Source organism: Pseudomonas sp. zfem003 (assembly GCF_032621675.1).
GTDB classification, from domain to species: domain Bacteria; phylum Pseudomonadota; class Gammaproteobacteria; order Pseudomonadales; family Pseudomonadaceae; genus Metapseudomonas; species Metapseudomonas otitidis.
On sequence record NZ_JAVYJG010000012.1, the window covers coordinates 56,855 to 81,737 of the forward strand.

The window sequence follows — 24,883 nt, forward strand, 5'->3', positions numbered from 1 at the left end:
ATGGCGATGACAGGCGCCAGCAAGATACGGGCCTTGGCCGGCCCGTGATCGCTCAGTTGGCGGATGGCCAGCCCAGCAACGCGGGCGGGCGCCGCGCCACCCAGCGGGTCTGCTGCTCGTGGGCGTGGGCCAGCTGCAGCACCGCCAGGTCGGCACGCGCCGGGCCGATCAGTTGCACGCCCATGGGCAGCCCGGCCTCACCGAAGCCCACCGGCACGCTCATGGCCGGCAGGCCCGCGAGGCTCACGCCGATGACCACCTCCATCCAGCGGTGGTAGCTGTCCATGGCGCGGCCGGCCACCTCGGTGGGCCAGGGCTGGGCCGAGTCGAAAGGGAACACCTGGGCGCTGGGCAGCAGCAGGAAGTCGTAACGCTCGAACAGCGCCGTCACCACGCGGTACCAGTCGCTGCGGTCCACCGAGGCCTGGTGCACCGCCTCGGCGCTGAGGCCCAGGCCGCCCTCCACCTCCCAGCAGGCTTCCGGCTTGAGCCGCACGCGCCGCGCCGGGTCGGCGTACAGCGGCCCCAGGCTGCCGGCCACCAGCCAGTGGCGGTGCACGCACCAGCAGCGCCAGAGCCGCTCCGGGTCGTAGTCCGGCACCACCGGCTCCACCTCGCAGCCCAGGGCGCGGAAGTCCGCCAGCCCGGCCTCGCACAGCGCCAGCAGGCCCGCCTCCATGGGCAGGTGGCCACCCAGGTCGCCAAGCCAGCCGATGCGGGTGCCGCTGAAGTCCCGCTCCAGCGGGCCCTCCAGGTCCTGGCTGGACAATTGCGCCAGGGGCACGCCCGCCGCCGGCCCGGCCTGGGTGCGCAACAGCGCGGCGACGTCGGCCACGCTGCGGCCCATGGGCCCTTCGGTGGCCAGCTGCTGGACGAACAGCTCCGGCGTCGGGCCGAAGGGCACCCGCCCCAGGGACGGGCGCAGGCCGTAGACGTTGTTGAAGGCCGCCGGGTTGCGCAGCGAGCCCATCATGTCGCTGCCGTCGGCCACCGGCAGCAGGCGCAGGGCCAGCGCCACCGCCGCCCCACCGCTGCTGCCGCCGGCACTGCGGCTGGGGTCGTAGGCGTTGCCGGTGGTGCCGTGCACCGGGTTGTAGGTGTGCGAGCCGAGGCCGAACTCGGGGGTGTTGCTGCGCCCGATGAACAGCGCGCCGGCCGCCCGGGCGCGGGCCACCACGTGGGCGTCGTGGCGGGTCACCTGGTCGGCGAACAGCGGCGAGCCCAGGCTGGTGCGCAGGCCGGCGGTGGCGGCCAGGTCCTTCGGCGCCTGGGGCATCCCATGCATCCAGCCCAGCCATTGCCCATTGGCCAGTTGCCGGTCGCGCTGCTCCGCCTCGGCCAGCAGGCGCTCCTCGGGCTGCAGGTCCACCAGGGCGTTGACCAACGGGTTGAGGGCGTGGATGTGCTCCAGGTAGGCCTGCATCACCTCGCGGCAGGCCACCTGGCGGGTGCGGATGGCCTCGGACAGCGGCAGGGCGTCCAGGGCGACGATCTCCTCGCGCAGGGAGCGGGCAGGTGCGGGGGGTCGGGTCAGGCTCATTCGGCAAGGCTCCGGGTGGGCTGGGACAGGGAACGCCGGCGGGCACGGCGCGCCAGGGCGGCGGGGGCGCCTTCGCGCAGGTGCCAGTTGGCGACCAGGCCGAGGCTGGCGGCGAAGACCACATAGTAGGCGGGTGCCACCGGGTCGCCGGTGGTCTGGGTAAGCCAGGTGACGATGAAGGGGGCGAACCCGCCGAACAGCATCACCCCCAGGTTGTTCGACAGTGCCAGCCCGGTGGAGCGCACCGCCGCCGGGAACTGCTCGGCGCTGGCGGTGGGCCCGGGGCCGTAGATGCTGCCAATGGCGCTGCACAGCAGCAGCTGCATCACCAGCAGGCGGCCGAGGCCGGGCGCGGCCGCCACCCAGCTGAACAGCGGGTAGACCATCACCAGGAAGGCGAAGGTACCCACCAGCAGCACCGGGCGCCGCCCGACCTGGTCGGACAGGTGCCCCGCCAGGGGGATCACCAGGGTCATCCAGGCCACGGCGGCCATCTGCACCATGAACACCTGGTCCAGCGGCAGCCCCAGCTGCTTGTGGGCGAAGGTGGGCATGTTCACCAGCACCACGTAGAAGGCCACGGTGCCGCTGATGGTGCAGCCGAGGGTGACCAGCACGGCCCGGCCGTTCTCCCGCAGCATGCGACCGAAGCCGATGTGCTCGCCGCGCTGGGTGTCACGGGCCTCCAGGAAGGCTTCGGTCTCGGCCATGTGCCGGCGCATCCACAGCCCCACCGGACCGATCAGCAGCCCCACCAGGAAGGGCACCCGCCACCCCCAGGCATCCAGCGCTTCGGGCGAGAGCCCGTGGGTGACCAGGGCGCCCATGCCGGAGCCGGCGAACACCGCCAGGCACTGGCCGAACAGCTGCCAGGCGCCATACAGCCCGCGCCGATGGGCCGGGGCGCTCTCCACCAGGAAGGCCGTGGCGCTGCCGTATTCGCCGCCGGTGGCGAAGCCCTGGAGCATCCGCGCCACCACGATCAGCAGCGGCGCGCCGAGGCCGATGGCGGCGTAGTCGGGGGCCAGGGCGATCATGGCGATGGAGACGGTCATCAGCAGGATGATCAGCTGCATGGCTGCCTTGCGCCCCCGGCGGTCGGCGTAGAGGCCCAGGAGGATGCCGCCCACCGGGCGCATGAAGAAGCCGACGCCGAAGGTGGCCAGGGCCATCAGCAGCGAGGCGTACTCGTCGTCCGAGGGGAAGAACAGCCGGGCGATGATGCTGGAAAGGAAGCCGTAGACGATGAAGTCGTACCACTCCAGTGCGTTTCCGATGACGGCAGCCGTCACCTGGCGGCCGCGCGAGGCGCCGCTGGCGGATGGTTTCATGGCGGTCTCCGGGTCAGGCGTGGGCAGTGGGTTCGGCGAGGCGCACGGGCGTCACCTGCAGCCAGGATTCGGCCAGGGCGGCCCAGTAGGCGGCGCCTCTCGGGAGGATGGCGTCGTTGAAGTCGTAGGCGGGGTTGTGGACCATCGGCCCGTCGCCGTTGCCGATCATCAGGTAGCTGCCGGGGCAGCGCTGCAGCATCCAGCCGAAGTCCTCGCTGCCCATGAGGGTGGGCGCGTCCTGCACGGCGTCGGCGCCCGCCAGGTCGAGGGCGACACGCCGGGCGAAGGCGGTCTCGGCCGGGTGGTTGACGGTGACCGGGTAGGCCGGCCGGTGCTCGATCTGCACCTGGCAGCCATGGCTGGCGGCGTGGCCGCGGATGATCGCCATCACCCGCTGCAGCTGGCGCTCGCGCACCGCCGGGTCCAGCGCACGCAGGCTCAGGCGCAGGCGGGCCGTCTGCGGGATGACGTTGGCCGCCTCGCCGGCCTGGAAGGCACCGATGCTGACCACCGCTGCCTGCTGCGCATCGATGTGGCGGGCCACCACCGTCTGCAGGGCCATGACGATGTCGGCACCGGCCACCAGCGGGTCGACGCACAGGTGCGGCATGGAGCCGTGCCCGCCGACGCCTTCGAGGGTGACCTCCAGCAGGTCCTGGGAGGCCATCACCGGCCCGGCGCGGAAGGCCAGTTGCCCGGCCGGCAGGCCCGGCATGTTGTGCATGCCGAACAGCGCATCGCAGGGGAAGCGCTCCAGCAGGCCGTCCTCCAGCATGGCCAGGGCGCCGCCCTGCCCTTCCTCGGCGGGCTGGAAGATCAGGTTGAGAGTGCCCTCGAAGCGCCCGGCCTGGGCCAGGTAGCGGGCGGCGCCCAGCAGCATCACGGTGTGGCCGTCGTGCCCGCAGGCGTGCATGCAGCCGGCATGGCGGCTGATGTGGGCGGCCGCGCCGGCCTCGTGGATGGGCAGTGCGTCCATGTCGGCCCGCAGGCCGAGCCGCGCCGTACCCCGGCCACGGCGCAGCACGCCGACCACGCCGGTACGGCCGATGCCGGTGTGCACTTCGTAGCCCCAGTCGCGCAGCAGGCGTGCCACCAGCTCGGCGGTGCGGTGCTCCTCGAAGCCGAGTTCGGGGTGGGCGTGGATGTCGTGTCGCAAGGCACGCAGCTCGTCGGCGATGTCGTCGAGCCAGGCCTGGATGGGAGCGAAGCGGGTCATTGTTGTTGTTCTCCTCGTCCGGTGGAGACCGCCCGGGGCGGTCGGTCTCCAGCTAACCGCGCGGGACGGAGGAGAACAATCGAAGGTGGTTCCACAGGGTGGAACCCGAGCGCGCGGCCTCAGGGCAGCGGGTCGGGCTCCGCCAGCAACTGGCAGCCCTGGCGCTCGCCGAGCCAGGCAGCGGTGTTGCTGCGCCCCAGGCCACGGGCGGTCACGCGCTTGCCGGCGGCATCGTCGAGGAAGCCGCTGATGGGCACGTACTGCTTCACGTAGCCCTGGCAGTAGTCCGCCGCGTTGTGCATCACGTAGCGGCAGGAGCAGTACTCCTTGGCGGTGTAGGCGCTGATGATGCCGGGGAAGGCCTGCAGGTGGACGCGGTTGTGCCAGGCCAGGCCGGCGAGCAGGAGCAGCAGCAGGACGAGGACGCTGAGCACGGGACGGCGGCGGATCATGGCTTCACCTCCGGGGCGAAGGCGGCCAGGGCCAGTTCGAGGAAGCGGTCGTGCTGGTAGGTGCCGTCGCGGTCGTCGGCGTAGCGCACGATCACCAGCTTCTCGGTGGGCAGCACGTAGAGCGCCTGGCCCAAGTGGCCGAGGGCGGCAAAGGCGTCTTCCGGGGCGTGCGGCCAGGGCTTCGGCGCGCCCTCCACCACGCGGTTGAGCCACCAGTGCCCGCCGGGGACGGCTTCGCCGGGCTGTTTCGGGTCCGGCCGGTAGTCGGCGAAGGGCGTGCGGTTGAAGGCCACCCACTCGGCGGGCAGCAGTTGCCGCTCGCCCCAGCGACCGTTGCGCTGCATGAGCAGGCCGACCCGGGCCAGGTCACGGGCGCTGAGGTAGGCGTAGGAGGAGCCGACGAAGGTGCCGGCGGCGTCCCGCTCCCACACGGCGGAGCGGATGCCGAGGGGCTCGAACAGCGCGGTCCAGGGGTAGTCCGGGTAGGCGGCCTCGCCCACCATGCCGCGCAGGGCGGCGGAGAGCACATTGCTGTCACCGCTGGAGTAGCGGAAGCGCTTGCCGGGCACGGCGTCCAGCGGGTGCTCGGCGGCGAAGGCGGCCATGTCGCCACGCCCTCGGGTGTAAAGCATGGCCACCACGGAGGATTTGAGCGGGGCGTATTCGTAGTCCTCCTGCCAGGCCAGGCCGGAGGCCCAGTGCAGCAGGTGCTGCACCTGCACGCCGGGGTGGCTGGCGAAGGCGGGGTAGTGGCGGGCGACCGGGTCGTCCAGCTTGAAGCGCCCCTCGCCAAAGGCCACACCCAGGGTGGCGGCCAGCAGGCTCTTGCTCACCGACCAGGTGAGGTGCGGCGTCTGCGCCTGGGTAGGGCCGGCATAGCGTTCGTAGACCAGCTCGCCATCACGGATCACCACCACCGCGTCGCTGCGCACGCCCTGGCGCTGGGCATCGTCACGGGCGGGAAAGGCGTAGCGCTCGAAGGCGTCGAGGGCGGGGCTGCTGGCGGCGGGGGTAGCCGTCCAGTCGGGATCGGGCCAGCGTTCCGCCTGGGCGGGCAGCACGGCGGCAAGGCCAAGGGCCAGGCACAGGGCGCGGAGCAGGAGCATGGGCATCGGCAGGCCTCTTGTTGTAGGAAGAGGCCGACCCTAGCACGGGTTGATGACAGCCAAAAGCGCCGAACGCGCCGCGAAAGGTGGCCATTCCAGACAACTTCGGGGTGGCACCACGGCGTGGGCGATCCCGTAAAAAAACCGGCGGGAGGCGCAGGCTTCCGGCCGGTTTCCGTGTGCACGTCTGGCGAACGCGAGCCTGCTGCAGGTGCGTTCGCCTCGGGCTGTCAGCGAGGCAGCTGGTAGTCCTCGGGGCCCATCAGGTCGAGGCCGCAGTCGAGGTTCTCGATCCAGTAGAGGAAGGCGCTGATCATTTCCTTGCCGACGAAGGGACGGCCGTGCTGCGGCACGATCATCTCCAGGTCCATGCCACGGACCATCGCGGCCCACAGGCGGCAAGCCTTGTTGCCGGCCATGTAGCGCCGGTGGAAGCCTTCCATCTCCGGCACGTGGTTGGTGAAGTCGCGCACCGGGGAGGCGTCTTCGGTCATGGACGCGCCCATGTCGCCGGAGAAGAGGATCTTGCTCACCGGGTCGTACAGCTGGAAGTTGCCCACCGAGTGCAGGAAGTGCGCCGGCACCGCCTTGAGGTTGCAGCGGCCAAGCGGGATCGACTGGCCACGGTCGGGCAGCGCGATGATGCGGTCGTAGGTGGAGATGCCATGGCTGATGGCCAGGTAGTTGGCGGTCAGGTGCGGCAGGAAGCGCGCCCAGAGCTTGGAGCAGACCACCTTGGCGCGGGTGTGCAGCAGCCACTTGTCCAGGGACGCGATGATGTCCGGGTCCTGGTGGGAGGCGAAGATGTAGGTCAAGTCCTGCACCGGGATGTGCTTGGACAGCTCCAGCGACAGCGGGGTGTAGGTCAGATCGCCGCCCGGATCGAGCAGCAGGTACTGGTCATGGTCGGTGATCAGGAACTGGTTGGACTGGATGCCGTCCCCACTGACCAGATCGTCGAACAGCATGCATTGGTGGGTGCCGTTGTCGAACAGCACGATGGGTTCACGGCGCATGGACACCTCGGATTCGGTTGCGGCGCACAGCATGCGGAGCCCCTTGTCCGGGCGTACTGATCTGCGTCAAGCGCCCCCTTCGTCAAGGGCGCAAAGGTCGCAGGGAGGCGCGCTGCGTCGCAATCCGCGACAGCCGGGGGGGCTTAGGGGTGCTGCTCCAGATCCACCAGCCGACTGGTGGGGCCATCGGCCCGCAGGCGCTCGCGGACCAGGGCCGGCCATTGGGTACGGGCCCGGCGTTTGGCGATGGCGTAGGTGAGGTTTTGTAGGGCGTTGATTGGGGCATGCAGTGCTCCCCCCAGCAAAAGCGCAACATCCGAGGCACTGAGGTAATTGCGCCCACCATTGGCAGCGTACTGCTCCTTGATATCTCGCCATTGCAGGCGCGTCCACTGGCCTCGCCGTTTGCGTACATCCAACAGACTCTGGTTGAACGCGGGCGACTCGCTGTGCCTGCCGTGTTCATCGAACCAGGGGCCGTTATCCATATAGGCCCGCAGGTACTCCCAGAAGCCCAACTGCATCTCCAGGCTCTTGCTGATGGGCGAGCCCAGGTTGATAACCACCTGCTCCTCCGGGTGGCCGTAGCGGTGCAGCAGCACTTCCAGCGCGGCATGGCGCATGCCGCCGGTGTACAACCCCACGGTATCGAAGGGGTAGGCCGCAGCAGCAATGCCGTCCCAGGGCGTGTGGTACAGCTCGCCGTCCAGCTCGAAGTACAGCTCGCGGGTGCGACGGTTGAGCAGGATCGGCAGGGGCATGGGTTGGAGGATTTCCCACAGAAACACCGCGAACACTGGCGGGTACGTAAACAACGCCAGTCGGCTGGCCCATTGCATGTCGCCGTCTAGCAGCAATGGCAGAATCGCGATCAGCCCAAAAAATACTGCTCCTCCACCCAACGCCCCGGTCCACATCCCTCTGTCCGCACTCTCCCCGTGCTCAATGCTCAGGTAGTACTCGGTCTGCTCCTCCACTTCGGGCATGCACATGAGTGGAGCGTGCGTGGGCTGGTCTGACTGGAGCAGGCAACTGTCAGGCACTTGGGAGAAGCGTCGGGTAAACGTGCGGGCAGCCTCCGTCGTCATGCCTGCTGCTCCAGATCCACCAACCGGCTGGTGGGGCCATCGGCCCGCAGGCGCTCGCGGACCAAGGCCGGCCATTGGGTGCGGGCACGGCGTTTGGCGATGGCGTAGGTGAAGATCTGCAGCGCATTCATAGGGGCAAACAAGGCGCTTAGCAGGATCAGCATCACGTCGTCATAGCCCAGGAAGTTCCGCCCCTGCTTGGCCTTGTACTCGCGCTTCAGGATGCCCCAGTGCAGGCGCGTCCACTGCCCGCGCGTCTTGCGTACCTCCAACAGGCTCAAGTTGAACGCGGGCGATTCGCTGTGCCTGCCGTGTTCATCGAACCAGGGGCCGTTATCCATGTAAGCCCGCAGGTACTCCCAGAAGCCCAACTGCATCTCCAGACTCTTGCTGATGGGCGAGCCCAGGTTGATCACCACCTGCTCCTCGGGGTGGCCGTAGTGGTGCAGCAGCACCTCCAGCGTGGCATGGCGCATGCCACCGGTGTAGAGCCCGACTGTGTCGAAAGGGTAGGCCGCAGCGGCAATGCCGTCCCAAGGCGTGTGATACAGCTCGCCGTCCTGCTCGAAGTACAGCTCGCGGGTGCGACGGTTGAGCAGGATCGGCAGGGGCATGGGCTGGAGCACTTCGCAGATGAAAGGGACCAATATGCATGCAACTGCGACCAGAGACGCTTGAGTGGCGCCCTGGTTGTTTCCGTAGCACAAAGCAATCAAAGCCATGGTCAAGAGAAAGCAACCCAGTCCCCCGCCCAGTGCTCCTGTCCACATCCCTCTGTCCGCACTCTCCCCATGCTCAAGGCTCAGGTAGAACTCGGTCTGCTCCTCCACTTCGGGCATACACATAAGCGGTGCTTGCGTGGACTGGTCGGACTGGAGTAGGCAACTGTCCGGTACTTGGGTAAAGCGCTGGGCGAAGGCGCGGGAAGCCTCCGTCGTCACGCCTGCTGCTCCAGATCCACCAGTCGACTGGTGGGGCCATCGGCCCGCAGGCGCTCGCGGACCAGGGCCGGCCATTGGGTGCGGGCGCGGCGTTTGGCGATGGCGTAGGTGAAGTTTTGCAGCGCATTCATAGGGGCAAACAAGGCGCTTAGCAGGATCAGCATCACGTCGTCATAGCCCAGGAAGTTCCGCCCCTGCTTGGCCTTGTACTCGCGCTTCAGGATGCCCCAGTGCAGGCGCGTCCACTGCCCGCGCGTCTTGCGTACCTCCAACAGACTCTGGTTGAACGCGGGCGACTCGCTGTGCCTACCGTGTTCATCGAACCAGGGGCCATTGTCCATATACGCTCGCAGGTACTCCCAAAAGCCCAACTGCATCTCCAGGCTCTTGCTGATGGGCGAGCCCAGGTTGATCACCACCTGCTCCTCGGGGTGACCGTAGCGGTGCAGCAGCACTTCCAGTGCGGCATGGCGCATGCCGCCGGTGTACAACCCCACGGTATCGAAGGGATAGGCCGCAGCAGCGATGCCGTCCCAGGGGGTGTGGTACAGCTCGCCGTCCTGCTCGAAGTACAGCTCGCGGGTGCGGCGGTTGAGCAGGATCGGCAGGGGCATGGGCTGGAACACTTCGCAGATGAAGGGGATCAGAAAACAAGGCAGTGCAAACAGCAGAATTTTGAGGGCCGACTCAAAGTCACCATCTAAGAACACGGCTAGCGCAAGCCCTAGCAAAGCAATCCCCCCCACGCCCCCCAACGCTCCGGTCCACATCCCCCGATCTGCACTCTCGCCGTGCTCAAGGCTCAGGTAGTGCTCAGTCTGTTCTTCCACCTCGGGCATGCACATGAGCGGTGCCTCCGTGGATTTATCAGCCTGGAGCAATCGACTGTCAGGCACCTGGGCGAACCGTCGGGCGAAGGTGGTTTGGGCTATTTCAGTCATGGTCAGCTCACCTCGATGTCGATGGCCGGCAGGCTGAGCCCTTCGACCGGGGTGTAGGTCAGGCTGCCGCGTATGGCGACCAGCCGTTCAAACGGGCCGTCATGGTAGGCCCGACGCAGGCGGATGCCGTCGCCCTGTGGGCCATGGGGGCTGCCGATATCGGGGTCGAAGGGGATGGGGTCGTCCTCCCCCCAGGTCAGGGGGATGCACCTGAAGGTGGCATCGCCGAGCAGGCCGTGGGACCGCTCCCACTCTTCGTAGCCGCTGAAGGTGATCATGCCCTGCTGGTACTCGGTCTGGCCGGGCAGATGCAGGACCAGGCGTATTTCGTTCACCCATTTGCCTGTGCGGGGGTTGATATCGTTCCAGCGCTCCAGCTTGAGGCTGACGGGCAGGACGATGCGCCAAAACGCCTCGAGGGTGCCGGTGAGGGCGCCGGACCAGTCCGCAGGGCGAGTGCCGAAACGGGTCTGCTTGAGCCAGCTTTCCAGCGGGGTGTCTTTTGTGTAGAGCAGGGAGACCATGCCAATCAGGATGGTGCCAACCAGCCCCACCAGACTCAGGCGCAGGGGCAGGGTGAGTACGCGGATGCCGGTGGCCAAGGCCGTCGACTCGCCGGCCAGTACCGCCGCGCGGGCCAGGCGCAAGGCGCGCATGGCCTGCAGCGAGACACGGGCATAGGCCAGGTTGGCGCCGGCCAGCCCCAGGCTGACCGCTGCTGTGTCCAGGTCTCCAGTACGGTAAGCATCCAGGGCCTGCCAGCCGTAGATGAACACGTCCAGGCCGGCGGTGATGGACTGGATGAGCATTGCCACACTCCCCGCCCCAAGCGCGCTTGCCAATAAACGCTGGGCCTCGGGATTGACCTTTCCTGCAAGTGCAACATGCTGCTCCCAGCGCACATCAGCAAGCTTTTGCAATACGGCTGTCGAAGCGGTAGCCGTGGCCATCGTTGCACTGAAAAACGAAAGAACGTTCTTCGCGGATCTATCGGTCCAGAACTGCATTGCCACCGCCGTCAAATTCCAAACCGACACAAACGCAATCAACGTCTTCAACGGCGCTTCGTTCAGCAGTTCGCTGATGTTTCGAGGCGCACCCAGTGAGAGGCGCGCGGCTTTTCCGCTCAGGGGCGGTAGCGTTGTGCCGGGCTTGCCGGGCGCGGGCGGGGCGTCGCTGCCATAGCCGGGCGAGGGATGGGGCGGGGCCGCTTCTGGGGCCGGTACGACACGGAAATGCGGAATGGCCTCCTCGACCTGGGTCGCCGTGGGGCTTTTGGCGGGGGTTGAAGGGCCGACGGCCTCGCGGGCGACACGCGCCTGGTTGCGGTTCTCTTTCTGCAGTTGCTTCTTGAGGCGGCGCCGTTGGCCCTTGTTGTGGGCCTGGTCGATCTGCTCGTTGAGCCATTCGATCGCATCCGCCCGGCTCAGTTCGTCCACCTCCAGGCGCTGGTCACTGCGCACCAGCGAGGCAATCATCAGGCTGTAGACCAGGGGGTGGATCTGTTCACTCAGGCTGCGCAGGCGCCCGCCGAGGCTGGGTGAGAGCACGGCGAACAAGGGCTCGCCACCGCGCGCCGGATTCATCGCCTGCACCTGATTGGCGGCGAGGTTGACGGCCGTGGCGAAGGCTGTCGCCCTGGCGAGGCGGGCGGCGGCGCCAGGGGCGTCGGTCACGTCGGCGAGGGCTTCCGGCAGGTGCAAGGCTTGCTTCAGGGTGCCGGGGTCGATCTTGCGGGTGGCGCCCAGCAACGCCCACAGCAACCAGGGCTGCTCCCTCGGTTGGGCAGCGTCCAGCTCCCGCTCCAGGGTCTTCACCCCCAGCGGGGTGGCGGAGGGCCCCAGGCAACTGCAGGCGAAGTGGATTTCCAGCAGGTCGCGCTGATCGGGCTGGGTCAGGTCGAACATGGCGCAGGCGGAGTCCAGGTGCGACGGCATGCCGCCTTCCAGGGTCTCGAACCAGCGGGCCCAGCACTCCGTCAGGCGCCGCAGGTCGGCATCGAGGGCGTCCAGCGCCAGGGCCGGCTGCTTCAGAACCTTCTGCAGCTGGGGCACGTCGATCATGGAGGCGAGGTTGCTGCGGATGACTTCGTCGCTGTCGGCCACGGATTGGATCAGTTCGGCCGTGGCCCACTCGTCGTTGCGGTGATTGTTGAGCTTGGTGAAGGCGATGCGGCGCTCGCGCACCAGGGCGGCCAGGTCACCCAGTACGCCCCAGGGGTCGTCGACCAGGGCGAAGTGCTGCTGCTCGCAGCGCTGCATGGGTTTGAGGGGCGGGTCTTGCAGCAGCCAGTAGCTGGCCTTTCTGGCGGCGATGCTCCAGGTGTAGTGCTCGGTCTTAAGGTCGCCGATCTGCCCGTGCACGGCCTGGACGCTGCCACTGAAGGGCGCCACGCCGGGGGTCAGGCTGCGCATCATGCGTTGGCGCTTGGCGGGCTGGCTCTCCAGCTCCGCGAAGACGTCGGCACTCCAGCGGATGGGGGACCAGGCCATCAGCACCGGCGCACCCGCCTCCAGCATCAGGTAGGCACGGGTGGTGGTATCCGGTGCGGGGGCGCCGCGGGCGGTCGGTTTCAGCATGGCGGCGTCCACCCGGTATTCGCTGAGTGCCTTGAGGCTGTCTTCCCAGACGTACAACCAGCCATCGCGCAGCGCACGGGGGACATAGCCCAGGGGGCGATCCTTGAGCGAGGCATGCTCGGGGCCCATCTCCGGGAAGTTGCCGTTGAGGGCGGGCAGCCCCAGGGTGGCGGCGTCCAGGGTGGAGGGGTTGCGCGTCTCGATGGGGCCGATGGCATAACGCAGCGGCAGCACGGCGGCCAGCAAGGGGCAGGTGGCGGGCTGGAGGCGGCGGGGTTGGGTGGCGGGGGCGTTCATGCGGGTGCGTCCTGCGGGTGGGGTTCGGGTTGAGCCAGTGCGTCGAGCAGTGGCCAATCCAGGGTGATCTGGGCTTCGAGCGGTGGGCCGGGCTGGGTCACATCCAGCTGGGGACGGGGGTTGTGCCAGGCCAGGACCGGGGCCTCCCCGTCACGCAACCAGACCTCGCTCACGCCATACCAGAACCCCGCCGGCCACTGGACCTGGCTGCGCCATGCCTGGCGTAGCGGGCGTGCATCGGCCAGCCGCAGCCAGAACACGCGGCCATCCGGCGCCAGGATGCGCAAACGCCGACGCAGGCTCTCTCGCAAGGCGACCAGAGGCAGCTCGCTCCTGAGCCAGACGGCCTGTTCAAGCTCGGGCTGGCCGGCCTGCCAGGCGTCATTCAGCGGAGTGCCGGCATCGGCCTGCAGCAGGATGGGGCCGATTGCCGCCAGCGGTTCATACGGGGTGCCTTGCAGCAGGGGGCGTGGGCTGTGTTCGGGAAAGCGCTGGCACAGCCAGACCAGCGCCTGCCGGTGGGAGGCGCCGTCGAAGAGCAGGAATCCGCTGTCCATCATTTAGCTTCCTTGGCGCGCTTGGCCGCTTCGCAGACTTCACAGATACCCGTGCTGGCCTGGAGGAATACCCGCCGTTGCTTGGCCAGGGCCTCCAGGGTGATGCCGGCCTTGTCCTTGTCCGCCGGCTTCACCGCGCCCGGCAGGATGGGCCGGGCACCTGAGCCCTCCCCTGCCGCGCCCCCTGAGTTCAGGTTGATGGTGGCGCCGCTGAAGGTGACGCCGCCCGGGTCGAGCTTGAGGAAACTGCCGCCGCCGCTGGCGGTGAGCTCCATGCCGGCGTCGATGACGACCTTGTCGCCGGCGTAGTAGTGGATCTCCTGCCCTGCTTCGACGAACTGTCCAGCACCGATCTGGATGTGCTGCTCGTTGCCCACGGTGAGGTGGTCGTCCTGCTTCAGTTCCGTCTTGCGGTCCTTGTGCAGGGTGTGGTGCTGCTCGCCGAAGAATTCGCTGTAGACGCTGCCTTCCACCCGGTCGTGGCGTTGGTTCCCGACGCGGATTTTCTGGTCGTGCTCGATGTTTTCGTCCCAGTCGCGCTGGGCGTGGATGTAGATCTGTTCCTGGCCCTTGCGGTCTTCGATGCGCAGTTCGTTGTAGCCCCCACCGCCGGGGCTGCTGTCGGTCTTGAGCAGGGTGCGGGTCTTGTTCGCGGGCAGTTCGTAGGGCGGTTGGTGGACGCCGTGGTAAAGGCAGCCGGTGACCAAAGGTTGGTCGGGGTCGCCTTCAAGGAAGGTGACGAGGACTTCCATACCAATGCGGGGGATGGCGATGGCGCCGTAGGCGTTGCCGGCCCAGCTGCTGGCAACGCGGAGCCAGCAGCTGGTGTGTTCGTCGGCCTGGCCTTCGCGGTCCCAGTGGAACTGGACCTTGATGCGGCCGTGGCGGATTTCTTCGCCCTTTGGACCGGTGACGACGGCGGTCTGGCTGCCGAGGATGCGCGGTTTGGGGTGGTTGAGGTCGGGCCGGGCGGGAACGTCCCAGGGGATGGCCTGGAAGCGGTTGCGGTAGCCCTGTTTGAAGTCGCCGTCGGGGGTTGCGGGTTCACTGGTGCTGGGCAGTGAGACGCCAAGGGCTTTTTGTGCGGCGCCGAGCAGGGCGCCCTGGGCACTTTTCACAACGCCGTCGATGGAGGCGAACTCTTCCAGCACCTGGGGCTGCTTGCCTTCGTGGTGGAGGGCGGTGATCAGCCAGAGGTCGTTCCATTCCGGTTTGGGGTGGTCGGAGAGGCTGAGCAGGTGGCCGCTCACCAGGCGCGGTTCGTCGCTGTCGCCGTCGGCGAGGCGGTAGTCGCGGCGGTGGCGTTCCTGGGCCTGGCGGGCGAGGCGGCGGCCGCGATCACGGTCGGTGAAGCGGCCGGGGTAGTCGTAGTCTTCGAGGTCGGGCTGGGGAAGGTCGTCCTGGGGCGTGTGGGCGGCTTCCATCAGCAGCCTGGGTTTTTCGAAGAAGTAGTCGCGGCGGGTGACCCGCAGGGTGCGGGCTTCCATCCGCAGGCCGAAGCGTTTGATGACGGGTTCGTCGGCGACCTGGCCGGTGTTGGCGAGGTAGGCGACGGGGCGGCCGAGCTTGGGGAAGGCGCTGGCGTCTTCGCCGAAGACCAGCAGGTGGCCATCGCTCTGGTGCTCGAAGTGGAAGTGCAGGCCCTCTTCTTCGCAGAGGCGGCTGATGAAGTGCAGGTCGCTTTCGTCGTACTGGGTGCAGTAGTCGCGCGGTGGGGGTGCCTTGGGGCCGAGGCGGAAGCTGTAGGCGTCGGCGAGGATGCCGTGGTCTTCGAGGACCTGGCCGATGATCTGCGGGACGCTGAGGTGCTGGAAGATGCGCTGGTTGTGGCGCAGGGCGAGGTAGGCGAGCCGGGGGACGAGGGTGAGGTGGTAGTGGGTGAGGCGGTTGCCGATCTCGCCGACGGCGATGCCGAAGACCTGCCCGTGGACGCCGCGCCCGTCGGGGGTGAAGGCGAGGAAGGCGGGTTTGTGCAGAAGGCTTTCGAGGTCGAGGCGGCTGCGCTCGCTGACCAGTTCGATGTCGAAACGGAAGGGCTGGTTGAGGGCTTCGTGGCCGGTGAAGGCGAGGACCTTGAAGTCAGGGTTGGCGCCTTCGATGTCGAGGCTGAAGTGCGCCTGGTTGGCGGGGTTGAACATGCGGGGCTCCGTCCATTGGAACTGGGAGGACGGAGCCTGCCGGGTTGGGCAAGGGCGATTCCATCAGGCGCTTCCGATAGCCGTGTACGGCCGCGCCACTGGACGGTGTCAACCGCCCGGGTTCAATCCACCCACCCCAGTGCCTCCCGCGCCTTGGCCAAGCGCGTGGCGCGTGCGGCGCCGGCGATGGCCAGCAGGCCCTGGTCGCGCGTCCAGAGCGTTGCCCATGGCCCGGGGCCGCTGGCGAAGGCGGCGTCCAGTTCGCTGCGCAGGCCGTCGAACTCGGCGAAGAGGCCGGCCAGCATGACGTGCATCACCGGGCTGGTGGCGCACAGCCGGGCCACTTCGGCGGCGCCGGCCAGCAGCCCCAGCAGGCGCATGCGCAGGGCCGGCGGCCAGCCGCTGTCCTGGCCGACACCCAGCAGCCAGGCGCTGAGGGCGGCGAGGACGTGGAGGTCTTCCAGGCTGCGGAAGGGTTTGACGTAGGCATCCCAGCCGTCCCCGGCGAGGCGCTCGCAATGGGCGCCGTCCAGGTGCAGGCGGGCGTGGGGGATGTCGGGCATCAGCGGCAGCGCCGGCAGGGGTTCGATGCGCACGCCGGGCGCGCCGTTGCGCACCACGGTGAGGGCCAGGCGCGGGGCTTCGCCGTCGGCTTCCTCGCGGGCGGCCACCAGCAGCCAGTCGGCAGCGTCGGCGGCGGTGACGAAGTCCTTGCGGCCATTGAGGCTGAGCCCGTCGAGGCGGACCTGCATGTCCGCCGGGCGAACGCTGCGCGCTTCGGTCACGCAGAGGGCGCCGAGGCTGCGCGGAGCGGAGGGCCAGAGCAGGCGCAGCGCGCCCTGGTAGCCCGCGAGGAAGGCCAGCCCCGGGGTGGCGGCGAGGCGCCCGCCGAGGATGGCGAGTTCGAAGGGCGTGGCCTCGCCCAGGCGCTCCAGCAGGCTGCCGTACCACTCTTCGAGAGGCTGCGCGGGCAGGCGGTCACGGGTCTCGAGCAGGCGTTGCCAGGTCATGGGCGGTCTCCTTGGGGGCTGTCATTCAAGCATCACGGAAACGTCACGGAGGTGACACCGGGTCTGCCTAGCCTGAGCTTGCACAACAAGATCGTCCGGCTGCAACCGGGATCTAGCCGGCCCAAATGGAGGCTTACTCATGACTCAGATCGCTATCACCCGCGACAACGCCGCACGCGGCGACAAGAGCCCACGCCGCCTGCAGGCCGAGCGCCTCAGCGGGGTGGCTGCCCTGCGTGAAGCCCAGGCCCTGCGCTACCGGGTGTTCAGCGCGGAGTTCGATGCCAAGCTCAAGGGCGCCGAATTCGGCCTCGACATGGATGACTTCGACCCGCACTGCCAGCACATCGGTGTGCGCGACCTGGACAGCGGTGAGCTGGTGGCCACCACCCGCCTGCTGGACCACCAGGCCGCCCACGACATCGGCCGCTTCTACAGCGAGGAGGAGTTCCGCCTCGAAGGCCTGGGCGAGCTGCAGGGCCCGGTGCTGGAGATCGGCCGCACCTGCGTCGATGCGGCCTACCGCAACGGCGGCACCATCGCGGTGCTCTGGAGCGAGCTGGCGGAGGTGCTCAACGAGGGCGGCTACCGCTACCTGATGGGCTGCGCGAGCATCCCCATGCAGGACGGCGGCATCCAGGCCCAGGCCATCATGCAGCGCCTGCGCGAACGCTACCTGTGCACCGAGCACCTGCGTGCCGAGCCGCGCACCCCGCTGCCGGCGCTGGAGCTGCCGGGCAACGTGATCGCAGAGATGCCGCCGCTGCTGAAGGCCTACATGCGCCTGGGGGCGAAGATCTGCGGCGAGCCGTGCTGGGACCCGGACTTCCAGGTCGCCGACGTGTTCATCCTGCTCAAGCGCGACGAGCTGTGCCCGCGCTACGCCCGCCACTTCAAGGCGGCGGTCTGACGCCGTGGCCGGGCTGCGCTTCTACCTGCGGGTGCTACGCCTGCTGGCGGTGATCGGCCTCGGCCTGCTGCTGGCGAGCGGGGTGGTGGTGCTGGAACGGCTGGCCCGGGGACGGGACCTGATGCCGCGCCGGCAGCGCCTGACCCGCTGGTTCCTGGCGCGCCTGGCCGGCGCCCTGCCCTTCCGGGTGCGGGTGGAAGGCGAGGTGCCGACGGTGCCGATGCTGTGGGTCAGCAACCATGTGTCGTGGACCGACATCCCGCTGCTGGGCATGCTCGCGCCGCTGTCCTTCCTGTCCAAGGCGGAGGTGCGCGCCTGGCCGGTGGCCGGCTGGCTGGCGCACAAGGCCGGGACGCTGTTCATCCGCCGGGGTTCGGGGGAGAGCAACCTGGTGGGGCAGCAACTGGGCCGGCACCTGGGGCTGGGCCGCAACCTGGTGATCTTCCCGGAAGGCACCACCACCGACGGCAGCCTGGTGCGCACCTTCCATGGCCGCCTGCTGACCAGCGCCTGCGAGACCGGGGTGGCGGTGCAGCCGGTGGCGATCCGCTACCTGCGCGATGGCGAGCGGGACAGCGTGGCGCCGTTCATTGGCGAGGATGACCTGGTGTCCCACCTGGTGCGCCTGCTGCGCAGCCCGTGCAGCGAGGTGGAGATCCGCCTGCTGACGCCCATCCCCAGCAGCGGTCGCCACCGCAACGCCCTGGCCCGCGAGGCCCAGCAGGCGGTGCAGGTGGCGCTGTTCGGTGAAGCCCCGTCCGACGAACTGGCGGCCTGAGCCGCTGCCTCAGCGGGCGGGCGGCACCACCAGCATGTCGCAATCGAACTCCCGCAGGGCGGCGTCCGCCACGCTGCCGATCAATGCCCGCTTGACCCCGCTCATGCCCCGCGTGCCCAGCACCAGCAGGTCCGGTTCGGCCTGCTGCAGTGCATGGCGCAGCACGGTGATGGGCAACCCCTCCTCCGCCGACTGCTGGCTGAACACGCCCAGCAGCCCCTGTTCGCCAAGGAACTGCGCCAGGGCCGAACGGGCCGCCACGGCTTCGCGTTGCTCATGGTCCTCCAGGGCGCTGTCGGACAGCCCGGCACCCAGCAGGGTGAGCCGGGCGAAGGGCTCGAAGGCGTAGAGCGCACGGCTGCGGGCCAGCTCCAGAATCCCCAGTTCACGAGCCGCCTGGGCCGCGCGGGCCGAACAGGGCGAGAGGTCGAGGCCGACGAGGATGTCGTGGTAGTGCCCGTCGGTCTCGCGGTTGACCACCAGCACCGGTGTGTCCCCGGTGCGCAGCACCCGCTCCAGGGTGGTGCCGACGAACACGTCGCGCAGGGCGTTGCGCCGGTGGCAGCCCATCACCAGCAGGTCGAAGCCCTGGCTGCGGGCGAAGTCGACGATGCGCTCGGCCGGGTCGCCCACTTCGACGCGCAGCGCCGGGGCGGCGCCCGCCAGTTCGGCGATCTCGCCCAGGTGCGAGGCGAGGGCCTCGTGGACCTGGGCGCTCCAGGCGCTGGCCAGGGCCTGGGGCTGGTCGGCATCCACCACGTGCAGCACCGTCCAGGGGCAACGGAACTGCCGCACCAGTTGGGCGGCACGGCGCAGAGCGCGTTCGGAGCGGTTGGACAGGTCGGTCGCCAGGAGCAGCGCTTTCATCGGAGCACCTCCACTGTTCTCGTCAGGCCGGACCGGGGCGGTCCGGGGTCCACGCATTGCACGCCCCGATGCGCGACCGGGGCTTGATGCAGGTCAAGCCATGCCGGCCTGGGCGGCGAAGCGCTGCAGCTCGGGGTAGAAGCGCCGGAAGTGATCGCTCAGGGGCTGGTAGCGCTCGGCCAGTTCATCGAAGCCGCCGGCCAGCAGCTCGGGGCGGGACAGGCGGCGGCTCATGCCACCCACCACGGCTGCCAGGGTGTCGAACTCGCGGTAGCTGCCGAGCCAGTCCTGCTCGGCCATACGCGGGGCGATGCGGGCCAGGGCGCCGGGCAGCGCCGCCTGGTCGGCCAGCACCCGGTAGACCTGCCCGGTGAAGGCGGGCAGCGGCACCTCGGCGTAGTCGGCCCAGTCGCGGGCCAGGCAGTGGTCGAAGAACAGGTCCAGCAGGATGCCGGACACCCGCCGCCGAGCCGCCGGGAACAGGGCGCGGGCGTCCCGCACCAGCGGGTGGGTGTCGGTGAACAGGTCGATGCGCCGGTGCAGGCGAATGCCGGCCTCGATGGCGTGGGGCCAACGGCCGTCCAGCGGCCCTTTGACGAAGTCGCCGTAGAGGCTGCCGAGCAGTTGGTGGGGCGCGGGGCCGCCGAGGTGGAGGTGGGCGAGGTAATTCATCGCGCCAGCTTAGCAGGCTGCTGAAAAACTCCGTTGTGTCGGCGCATGCCCATCAGCCGGGCTGATGATGACTATCGTGGGAAACGATCCCGTATCGTTTTTGCCCGATATATAGTTCGCTCCATTCCGATATGACTGGTGGAGACGGCCATGACCGACACCCCCGACAGCCTCGACATCGACCTGGGCGAGATCCTCAAGGCCCTCGCCCACCCGGTACGGCGCGACATGCTGCTGTGGCTGAAGGAGCCGGAGCGCTACTTCGTCGAGCAGGACCATCCGTTCGAGATCGGCGTGTGCGCCGGCAAGTTCGACCAGCGTACCGGGCTCTCCCAGTCCACCGTATCGGCCCACCTGACCACGTTGCAGAAGGCTGGCCTGGTGACCAGCCGACGCATCGGCCAGTGGAACTTCTTCAAGCGCAACGAGGCCGTAATCGAGGCGTTCCTGCAGCGGATGAGCACCGAACTCTGACCGCAGTACCCGATCAAGAGTCCCGCCCGGCGGGCTCACCCCGGCCCCTTTGCCACCTGCCCCCATTCACTCAGGAGCTGGCCCATGCCAACCGCGCTTCTCGTCCTGGCTTTGTCCGCATTCGCCATCGGCACCACCGAATTCGTGATCATGGGCCTGCTGCCCGATGTCGCCACGGACCTGTCCGTGAGCATTCCCGTCGCCGGCTGGCTGGTGACCGGCTACGCCCTGGGCGTGGCGGTCGGTGCGCCGTTCATGGCCATGGCCACGGCGCGCTTCCCTCGCAAGGCGGCGCTGCTGGCGCTGATGGCGATCTTCATCCTCGGCAACCTGCTGTGTGCCACGGCACTGAACTACGACCTGCTGATGCTGGCACGGGTGGTAACGGCGCTCTGCCACGGGGCCTTCTTCGGCATCGGCTCGGTGGTGGCCGCCAGCCTGGTGCCGCCGAACCGCAAGGCGTCGGCGGTGGCGCTGATGTTCACCGGGCTGACCCTGGCCAACGTGCTGGGCGTGCCCCTGGGCACCGCGCTGGGCCAGGTGGCGGGCTGGCGCTCGACCTTCTGGGCGGTGACGCTGATCGGCGTGGCGGCCTTCATCGGGCTGTGGCGCGTGCTGCCACGCCAGGATGACGAAGAGGCCGCCGACATGCGCGCCGAGCTGGCCGCCCTGCGCGGGGCCGGGCTGTGGCTGGCGCTGTCGACCACGGTGCTGTTCTCCGCGGCGGTGTTCTGCATCTTCACCTACGTGGCGCCGCTGCTGGGCGAGATCACCGGGGTGTCGCCACGCGGCGTGACCGGCACGCTGCTGCTGATCGGCCTGGGCCTGACCCTGGGCAACTTCATCGGCGGCCGCCTGGCCGACTGGAAGCTGGCACAGACGCTGATGGGCGTGTTCATCGCACTGGCCGTCACCTCCACCGTGGTGCACCTGGCCAGCCCGTACCTGATTCCCATGGAGATCACCCTGTTCCTCTGGGCCACCGCCGCCTTCGCGGCCGTGCCGGCCCTGCAGGTGAACGTGGTGGCGTTCGGTGCCGGTGCGCCGAACCTGGTCTCCACCCTCAATATCGGCGCCTTCAACGTGGGCAATGCCCTGGGCGCCTGGGTCGGTGGCGTGGTGATCGAGCAGGGCCTGGGTCTGACCCGCGTGCCGCTCGCCGCTGCCGTACTCGCCATCCTGGCGCTGGTCGCCACCCTGCTGACCTTCAGCCAACGCAAACCCGAGCTGGAAACCGCTCTCGACTAAGACGAGGTGTTCAAAATGGCAACATTGTTCGATCCGATCAAAGTGGGCGACCTGGAACTGGCCAACCGCATCATCATGGCCCCCCTCACCCGCTGCCGCGCCGACGAAGGCCGCGTGCCCAACGCGCTGATGGCCGAGTACTACAGCCAGCGCGCGTCCGCCGGCCTGATCATCAGCGAGGCCACCGCCGTGACCCCGATGGGCGTCGGCTACCCCGACACCCCCGGCATCTGGAACGACGACCAGGTCAAGGGCTGGAGCAACGTGACCAAGGCCGTGCACGCCAACGGCGGCAAGATCGTCCTGCAGCTGTGGCACGTGGGCCGCATCTCCGACCCGAGCTACCTGGACGGCGAAGCCCCGGTGGCCCCCAGCGCCATCGCCGCCAAGGGCCACGTCAGCCTGCTGCGCCCGCTGCGTGACTACCCGGTGCCCCGCGCGCTGGAGACCGAGGAGATCGCCGACGTCATCGAGGCCTACCGCCTCGGCGCGGAGAATGCCCTGGCTGCCGGCTTCGACGGTGTAGAGCTGCACGCCGCCAACGGCTACCTGGTGGACCAGTTCCTGCAGGACAGCACCAACACCCGCACCGACCGCTACGGCGGCTCCCTGGAGAACCGCGCGCGCCTGCTGCTGGAGATCACCGACGAGCTGATCAAGGTCTGGGGCGCCGGCCGTGTCGGCGTGCACCTGGCACCACGTGCCGACGCTCACGACATGGGCGACTCCAACCGTGCCGAGACCTTCGGCTACGTGGCCCGTGAACTGGGCAAGCGCGGCATCGCCTTCATCTGCGCCCGCGAGAAGGAAGCCGACGACAGCTTGGCCCCGCAACTGAAGGAAGCCTTCGGCGGCGTGTTCATCGCCAACGAGCGCTTCACCAAGGACCAGGCCAATGCCTGGATCGCCGAAGGCAAGGCCGACGCCGTGGCCTGGGGCATCCCCTTCATCGCCAACCCGGACCTGCCGGCCCGCCTGGAGAAGGATGCGCCCTGGAACGAGCCGCATCCGGAAACCTTCTACGGCAAGGGCCCGGTCGGCTACATCGACTACCCCCGCCTGTAAGCGGCAACGCTGCGATGAACGAAGCCCCGGCCTTCAAGGTCGGGGCTTTTTCGTGGCGGCGGGTAGATGCGGGCGAATGAATTCGTCCCTACAGGTCCCCCTTGCAGGGGCGACGTAGCCCGGGCATGAAAAAGCCCCAGTCCTTGCGGAGCGGGGCTCGTTCACTGCGGTGATGGATCAGCGCGCGTTGATCTGCTGCTGCAGGTTCTGCACCTGGCTCTGCAGGGTGCTGATGTTGCGGGTCATCTGCGCGCGGAAGGCGTCGAACTCGGCCTGGTTGGCACCGCCGCCGGCTGCCGGGGCCTGGGCCGGGCGGCTGTCCAGCTGGCTGCGCAGGACCAGCAGGTCCTGTTCGAGGCTCTTGATGGCCTGGCTGGGGTTGCCCTGCTTCTTCAGGGCCTCCACTTCACCGGCCAGCGCCTTGATGCGCTCGTCCAGCTTGGCGGCGTCGCCTTGTGCGGCCTTCAGGCGGGCCTGTTCTTCGGCCAGGCTCTGCAGGCGGCTGTCCAGTTGGCCGGCAGAGCCGCTCTGGGTCTTGAAGTCGCCGGAAAGCTGCTCGACGCGCTTGTCCTGGCTGCCCAGCTGGGCGCTGAGGGCCTGCTGCTGCTTGGCCACCTCGGCCAGGCGGGATTGCAGCTGGCGGATGTCCAGCTTGATGGACTCGCTGCCGCTGGTGACGTTGGACTCGGTGGCAACGACCTTGCCGCTGATGTCCTTGATGCGCCCGGCGGCCTCTTCGCTGATGCGGGCGAAGCTTTCCTGGGTGGCCACCAGTTGCTGCTCCATCATCGAGATCTGCTGGAAGCTCCACCAGCCGAGGCCGCAGAAGGCGATGACGGTGGCACCCAGCAGGGCCCACAGCGGACCGGTGCTGGCGCCGCCTCGGGCTTCGGGCTCGTACCCCGCGCGACCGCCCCGGGCCGGCGTGGAGGCGACACGGCGTGGGTGGTGGCCGAACTCGTCGCGGTCCTGCGCGTCGGTTGACAGGCTGGGGACATCGTCCAGTTCATCGAGAGCATCGTTACGCATGATTGACCTTCGGCAGGAGGAGCAAGGAATCGGGGTCGGCACCCAGGGCCGAGGGGCGCCAGTATACCGGTTCGCTTGGCCGGCATCAGCGCCGCGCCATGCTGGTGCGGGTGCCCTTCGTCGGTGCGCATCCAGGCTGATGGACCGGCTGCAGGCCCCATGGTTCCTGGGATTGTGAACTGGTACGCAGCTTGCTTTGGTCGTGGCGGGGCGTCCGGGGGCGCTCCATGCGCGGCCCGTGCCGCGCCGGACGGACCCACCGCTGAACGGGTCCGACGCGCTCCGTCCGGGCAGGACGACAGGCCGGAGCTCTCTTCACACCTTGGGGGGAATACGCGTGGAACTGACCAAAGCCGTGCTGGATTGCATGCAGAGCCTTCGTCGCCAGATTCGCGAGGAACAGGCCCTGGACATCCGTCTCAGCCAACCCGATGCCATCCAGCAGATGCTCAAGGCCTGTGCCGAATCCCGGCGCGAAGCGGTGATCAGCCTGGGCGAGCGCCTCAGCGAACTGACCGGCGTGCGCGTGCCGAAGGTGCTGACCGAGGAAGAGCTGGTGCGCAAGTACACCCAGTACGCCGGCCCGCTGCGCGGCTGAATCAGGCGCCCTGCTGCGCCTTCCACCAGGTGCAGAACTCGTCGAGGGCCGTCCACAGGCTCACCTGGGGGTCGTACTCCAGGTAGCGCCGGGCGCGACTGATGTCGAGGCTGAAGTCCCGCGCCATCACCGCCACGCCCAGCCGGAACAGCGAGGGCTCGGGGCGCCCCGGCAACAGCCGGCAGACCGTTTCGTTGAGGGTCGCCGCTGCGTAGGCCACGCCGAAGGGCACGTGCCGGGTGACCGGCGGCAGGTCGAGGCGGCGCAGCACGTAGTTGACCACGTCCCACAGCGGCACCGGCTCGCCGTTGCTGATGTTGTAGACCTTGCCCAGGGCCGGCCCGGCGGCCAGCAGGCCGCTGAACAGCACGTCGTTGAGGTTGTGCACGCTGGTGAAGTCGACCTTGTTCAGGCCGTTGCCGATGATCGACAGGCGCCCCTTGCGCTGCATGGCGATCAGCCGCGGGAAGATACTGGTGTCACCGGCCCCGGTGACGAAGCGCGGACGGAAGGCGATGACCTCCAGGCCGAATTCCTCGGCGGCGAAGACCTTCTGCTCGGCCAGGTACTTGGTGGCGCCGTAGTGGTCGGAGAAGCGCTTGGGCACCTGATCCTCGGTGATGCCGACGTGGGAGCGCCCATCGAAGTAGATCGACGGCGAGGACAGGTGCACCAGGCGCTTGACCCGCTGCTTGAGGCAGGCCTCCACCAGATTCTCGGTGACCTCGACGTTGGCCCGGTGGAAGTCTTCGTAGCGGCCCCAGACGCCCACAGCACCGGCGCAATGCACCACGGCCTCCACGTCCCGGCACAGGGCCTGGGCCAGTTGCGGGTCCCCCAGGTCACCGGCGACGAACTCCGCGCCCCGCCGCACCAGGTGCTCCACGGCCTCGGGCCGACGGCCGGTGACCCGCACCGTCAGCCCCTGCTCCAGGGCAAAGCGGGCGAAGCGCCCACCGATGAAGCCACTCGCTCCGGTCACCAGAATCTTCATTGCCGTCCCCCACCTGTCGTGTGTTGCGCACTCTAG

At 68.7% G+C, this 24,883-nt stretch carries 23 protein-coding genes; 6 read left to right on the forward strand and 17 right to left on the reverse strand.

Features of this window, described 5'->3' with window-relative positions; genetic code table 11:
• Window positions 1–52: 52 nt before the first annotated feature.
• From RTK35_RS26175 to RTK35_RS26235, 13 genes are all read right to left on the reverse strand, one after another.
• Window positions 53–1,540 (reverse strand): amidase, encoded by a 1,488-nt coding sequence (locus RTK35_RS26175; RefSeq protein ID WP_316909357.1) that lies wholly within the window; start codon window positions 1,538–1,540, stop codon window positions 53–55.
• Window positions 1,537–2,871: a citrate-proton symporter gene (locus RTK35_RS26180; RefSeq protein ID WP_236212583.1), complete on the reverse strand. Its 1,335-nt coding sequence runs from the start codon at window positions 2,869–2,871 to the stop codon at window positions 1,537–1,539. Before RTK35_RS26180 ends, RTK35_RS26175 begins: the two co-directional genes overlap by 4 nt.
• Before the next feature lie 13 nt (window positions 2,872–2,884).
• Complete coding sequence (locus tag RTK35_RS26185) at window positions 2,885–4,087, reverse strand: M20 aminoacylase family protein (RefSeq protein WP_316909358.1); 1,203 nt, start codon at window positions 4,085–4,087, stop codon at window positions 2,885–2,887.
• A gap of 119 nt (window positions 4,088–4,206) precedes the next feature.
• Window positions 4,207–4,539, reverse strand: a complete 333-nt coding sequence (locus tag RTK35_RS26190) for an amidase (protein WP_107331830.1) — start codon at window positions 4,537–4,539, stop codon at window positions 4,207–4,209.
• Entirely contained in the window at window positions 4,536–5,651 is a 1,116-nt protein-coding gene (locus RTK35_RS26195; RefSeq protein ID WP_316909359.1) for a serine hydrolase, read from the reverse strand. Before RTK35_RS26195 ends, RTK35_RS26190 begins: the two co-directional genes overlap by 4 nt.
• A gap of 224 nt (window positions 5,652–5,875) precedes the next feature.
• On the reverse strand, window positions 5,876–6,661 hold the full coding sequence (locus tag RTK35_RS26200) for an MBL fold metallo-hydrolase (protein WP_044409827.1): 786 nt from the start codon (window positions 6,659–6,661) through the stop codon (window positions 5,876–5,878).
• 143 nt (window positions 6,662–6,804) lie between these two features.
• Complete coding sequence (locus tag RTK35_RS26205; protein WP_253122964.1) at window positions 6,805–7,422, reverse strand: hypothetical protein; 618 nt, start codon at window positions 7,420–7,422, stop codon at window positions 6,805–6,807.
• 323 nt (window positions 7,423–7,745) lie between these two features.
• Window positions 7,746–8,363 carry a hypothetical protein gene (locus RTK35_RS26210; protein WP_316909360.1) on the reverse strand — a complete coding sequence of 206 codons (618 nt, stop codon included), beginning with the start codon at window positions 8,361–8,363 and terminating at the stop codon, window positions 7,746–7,748.
• Between the two features lie 323 nt (window positions 8,364–8,686).
• A complete protein-coding gene (locus RTK35_RS26215) occupies window positions 8,687–9,304 on the reverse strand; it encodes a hypothetical protein (RefSeq protein WP_316909361.1) in 618 nt (205 codons plus the stop codon).
• A gap of 329 nt (window positions 9,305–9,633) precedes the next feature.
• Entirely contained in the window at window positions 9,634–12,507 is a 2,874-nt protein-coding gene (locus RTK35_RS26220) for a toxin VasX (protein WP_316909362.1), read from the reverse strand.
• Window positions 12,504–13,064 (reverse strand): DUF4123 domain-containing protein, encoded by a 561-nt coding sequence (locus RTK35_RS26225; protein WP_316909363.1) that lies wholly within the window; start codon window positions 13,062–13,064, stop codon window positions 12,504–12,506. The genes RTK35_RS26220 and RTK35_RS26225 overlap by 4 nt, the downstream gene beginning before the upstream one ends.
• Window positions 13,064–15,202, reverse strand: coding sequence for a type VI secretion system tip protein VgrG (locus RTK35_RS26230; RefSeq protein WP_316909364.1), 2,139 nt, complete (start codon window positions 15,200–15,202; stop codon window positions 13,064–13,066). Before RTK35_RS26230 ends, RTK35_RS26225 begins: the two co-directional genes overlap by 1 nt.
• 122 nt (window positions 15,203–15,324) lie before the next feature.
• Window positions 15,325–16,212, reverse strand: a complete 888-nt coding sequence (locus RTK35_RS26235; protein ID WP_172432826.1) for an acyl-CoA dehydrogenase family protein — start codon at window positions 16,210–16,212, stop codon at window positions 15,325–15,327.
• Between the two features lie 139 nt (window positions 16,213–16,351).
• Here RTK35_RS26235 and olsB point away from each other — a divergent pair, with 139 nt between their 5' ends.
• Complete coding sequence (gene olsB / locus RTK35_RS26240) at window positions 16,352–17,122, forward strand: L-ornithine N(alpha)-acyltransferase (protein ID WP_044409407.1); 771 nt, start codon at window positions 16,352–16,354, stop codon at window positions 17,120–17,122.
• Window positions 17,123–17,126: 4 nt separating this feature from the next.
• The gene (locus tag RTK35_RS26245) at window positions 17,127–17,900 is read left to right on the forward strand and encodes a lysophospholipid acyltransferase family protein (RefSeq protein WP_074971569.1); all 774 of its coding nucleotides are present in this window, start codon (window positions 17,127–17,129) and stop codon (window positions 17,898–17,900) included.
• Window positions 17,901–17,909: 9 nt separating this feature from the next.
• Here RTK35_RS26245 and RTK35_RS26250 read toward each other — a convergent pair whose 3' ends face one another.
• Both RTK35_RS26250 and RTK35_RS26255 read right to left on the reverse strand, forming a co-directional pair.
• Window positions 17,910–18,767 (reverse strand): universal stress protein, encoded by an 858-nt coding sequence (locus RTK35_RS26250; RefSeq protein WP_236213849.1) that lies wholly within the window; start codon window positions 18,765–18,767, stop codon window positions 17,910–17,912.
• 93 nt (window positions 18,768–18,860) lie between these two features.
• Entirely contained in the window at window positions 18,861–19,439 is a 579-nt protein-coding gene (locus RTK35_RS26255; RefSeq protein WP_236213848.1) for an ACP phosphodiesterase, read from the reverse strand.
• Window positions 19,440–19,589: 150 nt separating this feature from the next.
• Here RTK35_RS26255 and RTK35_RS26260 point away from each other — a divergent pair, with 150 nt between their 5' ends.
• The 3 genes from RTK35_RS26260 to RTK35_RS26270 all read left to right on the forward strand — a co-directional run bounded on the left by RTK35_RS26260 (window position 19,590) and on the right by RTK35_RS26270 (window position 22,226).
• Window positions 19,590–19,913 carry an ArsR/SmtB family transcription factor gene (locus RTK35_RS26260; protein WP_044409417.1) on the forward strand — a complete coding sequence of 108 codons (324 nt, stop codon included), beginning with the start codon at window positions 19,590–19,592 and terminating at the stop codon, window positions 19,911–19,913.
• A gap of 84 nt (window positions 19,914–19,997) precedes the next feature.
• Window positions 19,998–21,161, forward strand: a complete 1,164-nt coding sequence (locus tag RTK35_RS26265; RefSeq protein ID WP_044409420.1) for an MFS transporter — start codon at window positions 19,998–20,000, stop codon at window positions 21,159–21,161.
• Window positions 21,162–21,176: 15 nt separating this feature from the next.
• Window positions 21,177–22,226, forward strand: coding sequence for an alkene reductase (locus RTK35_RS26270; RefSeq protein ID WP_044409422.1), 1,050 nt, complete (start codon window positions 21,177–21,179; stop codon window positions 22,224–22,226).
• 177 nt (window positions 22,227–22,403) lie between these two features.
• Here RTK35_RS26270 and RTK35_RS26275 read toward each other — a convergent pair whose 3' ends face one another.
• Complete coding sequence (locus RTK35_RS26275) at window positions 22,404–23,255, reverse strand: ATPase (RefSeq protein WP_107329598.1); 852 nt, start codon at window positions 23,253–23,255, stop codon at window positions 22,404–22,406.
• Between the two features lie 337 nt (window positions 23,256–23,592).
• Between RTK35_RS26275 and RTK35_RS26280 the strand changes: the two genes are divergently transcribed.
• Entirely contained in the window at window positions 23,593–23,853 is a 261-nt protein-coding gene (locus RTK35_RS26280; protein WP_044409426.1) for a hypothetical protein, read from the forward strand.
• A gap of 1 nt (window position 23,854) precedes the next feature.
• On the opposite strand, the gene RTK35_RS26285 is transcribed toward RTK35_RS26280, so the two are convergent.
• Window positions 23,855–24,847 (reverse strand): NAD-dependent epimerase/dehydratase family protein, encoded by a 993-nt coding sequence (locus tag RTK35_RS26285; RefSeq protein WP_253123303.1) that lies wholly within the window; start codon window positions 24,845–24,847, stop codon window positions 23,855–23,857.
• Window positions 24,848–24,883 lie beyond the last annotated feature (36 nt).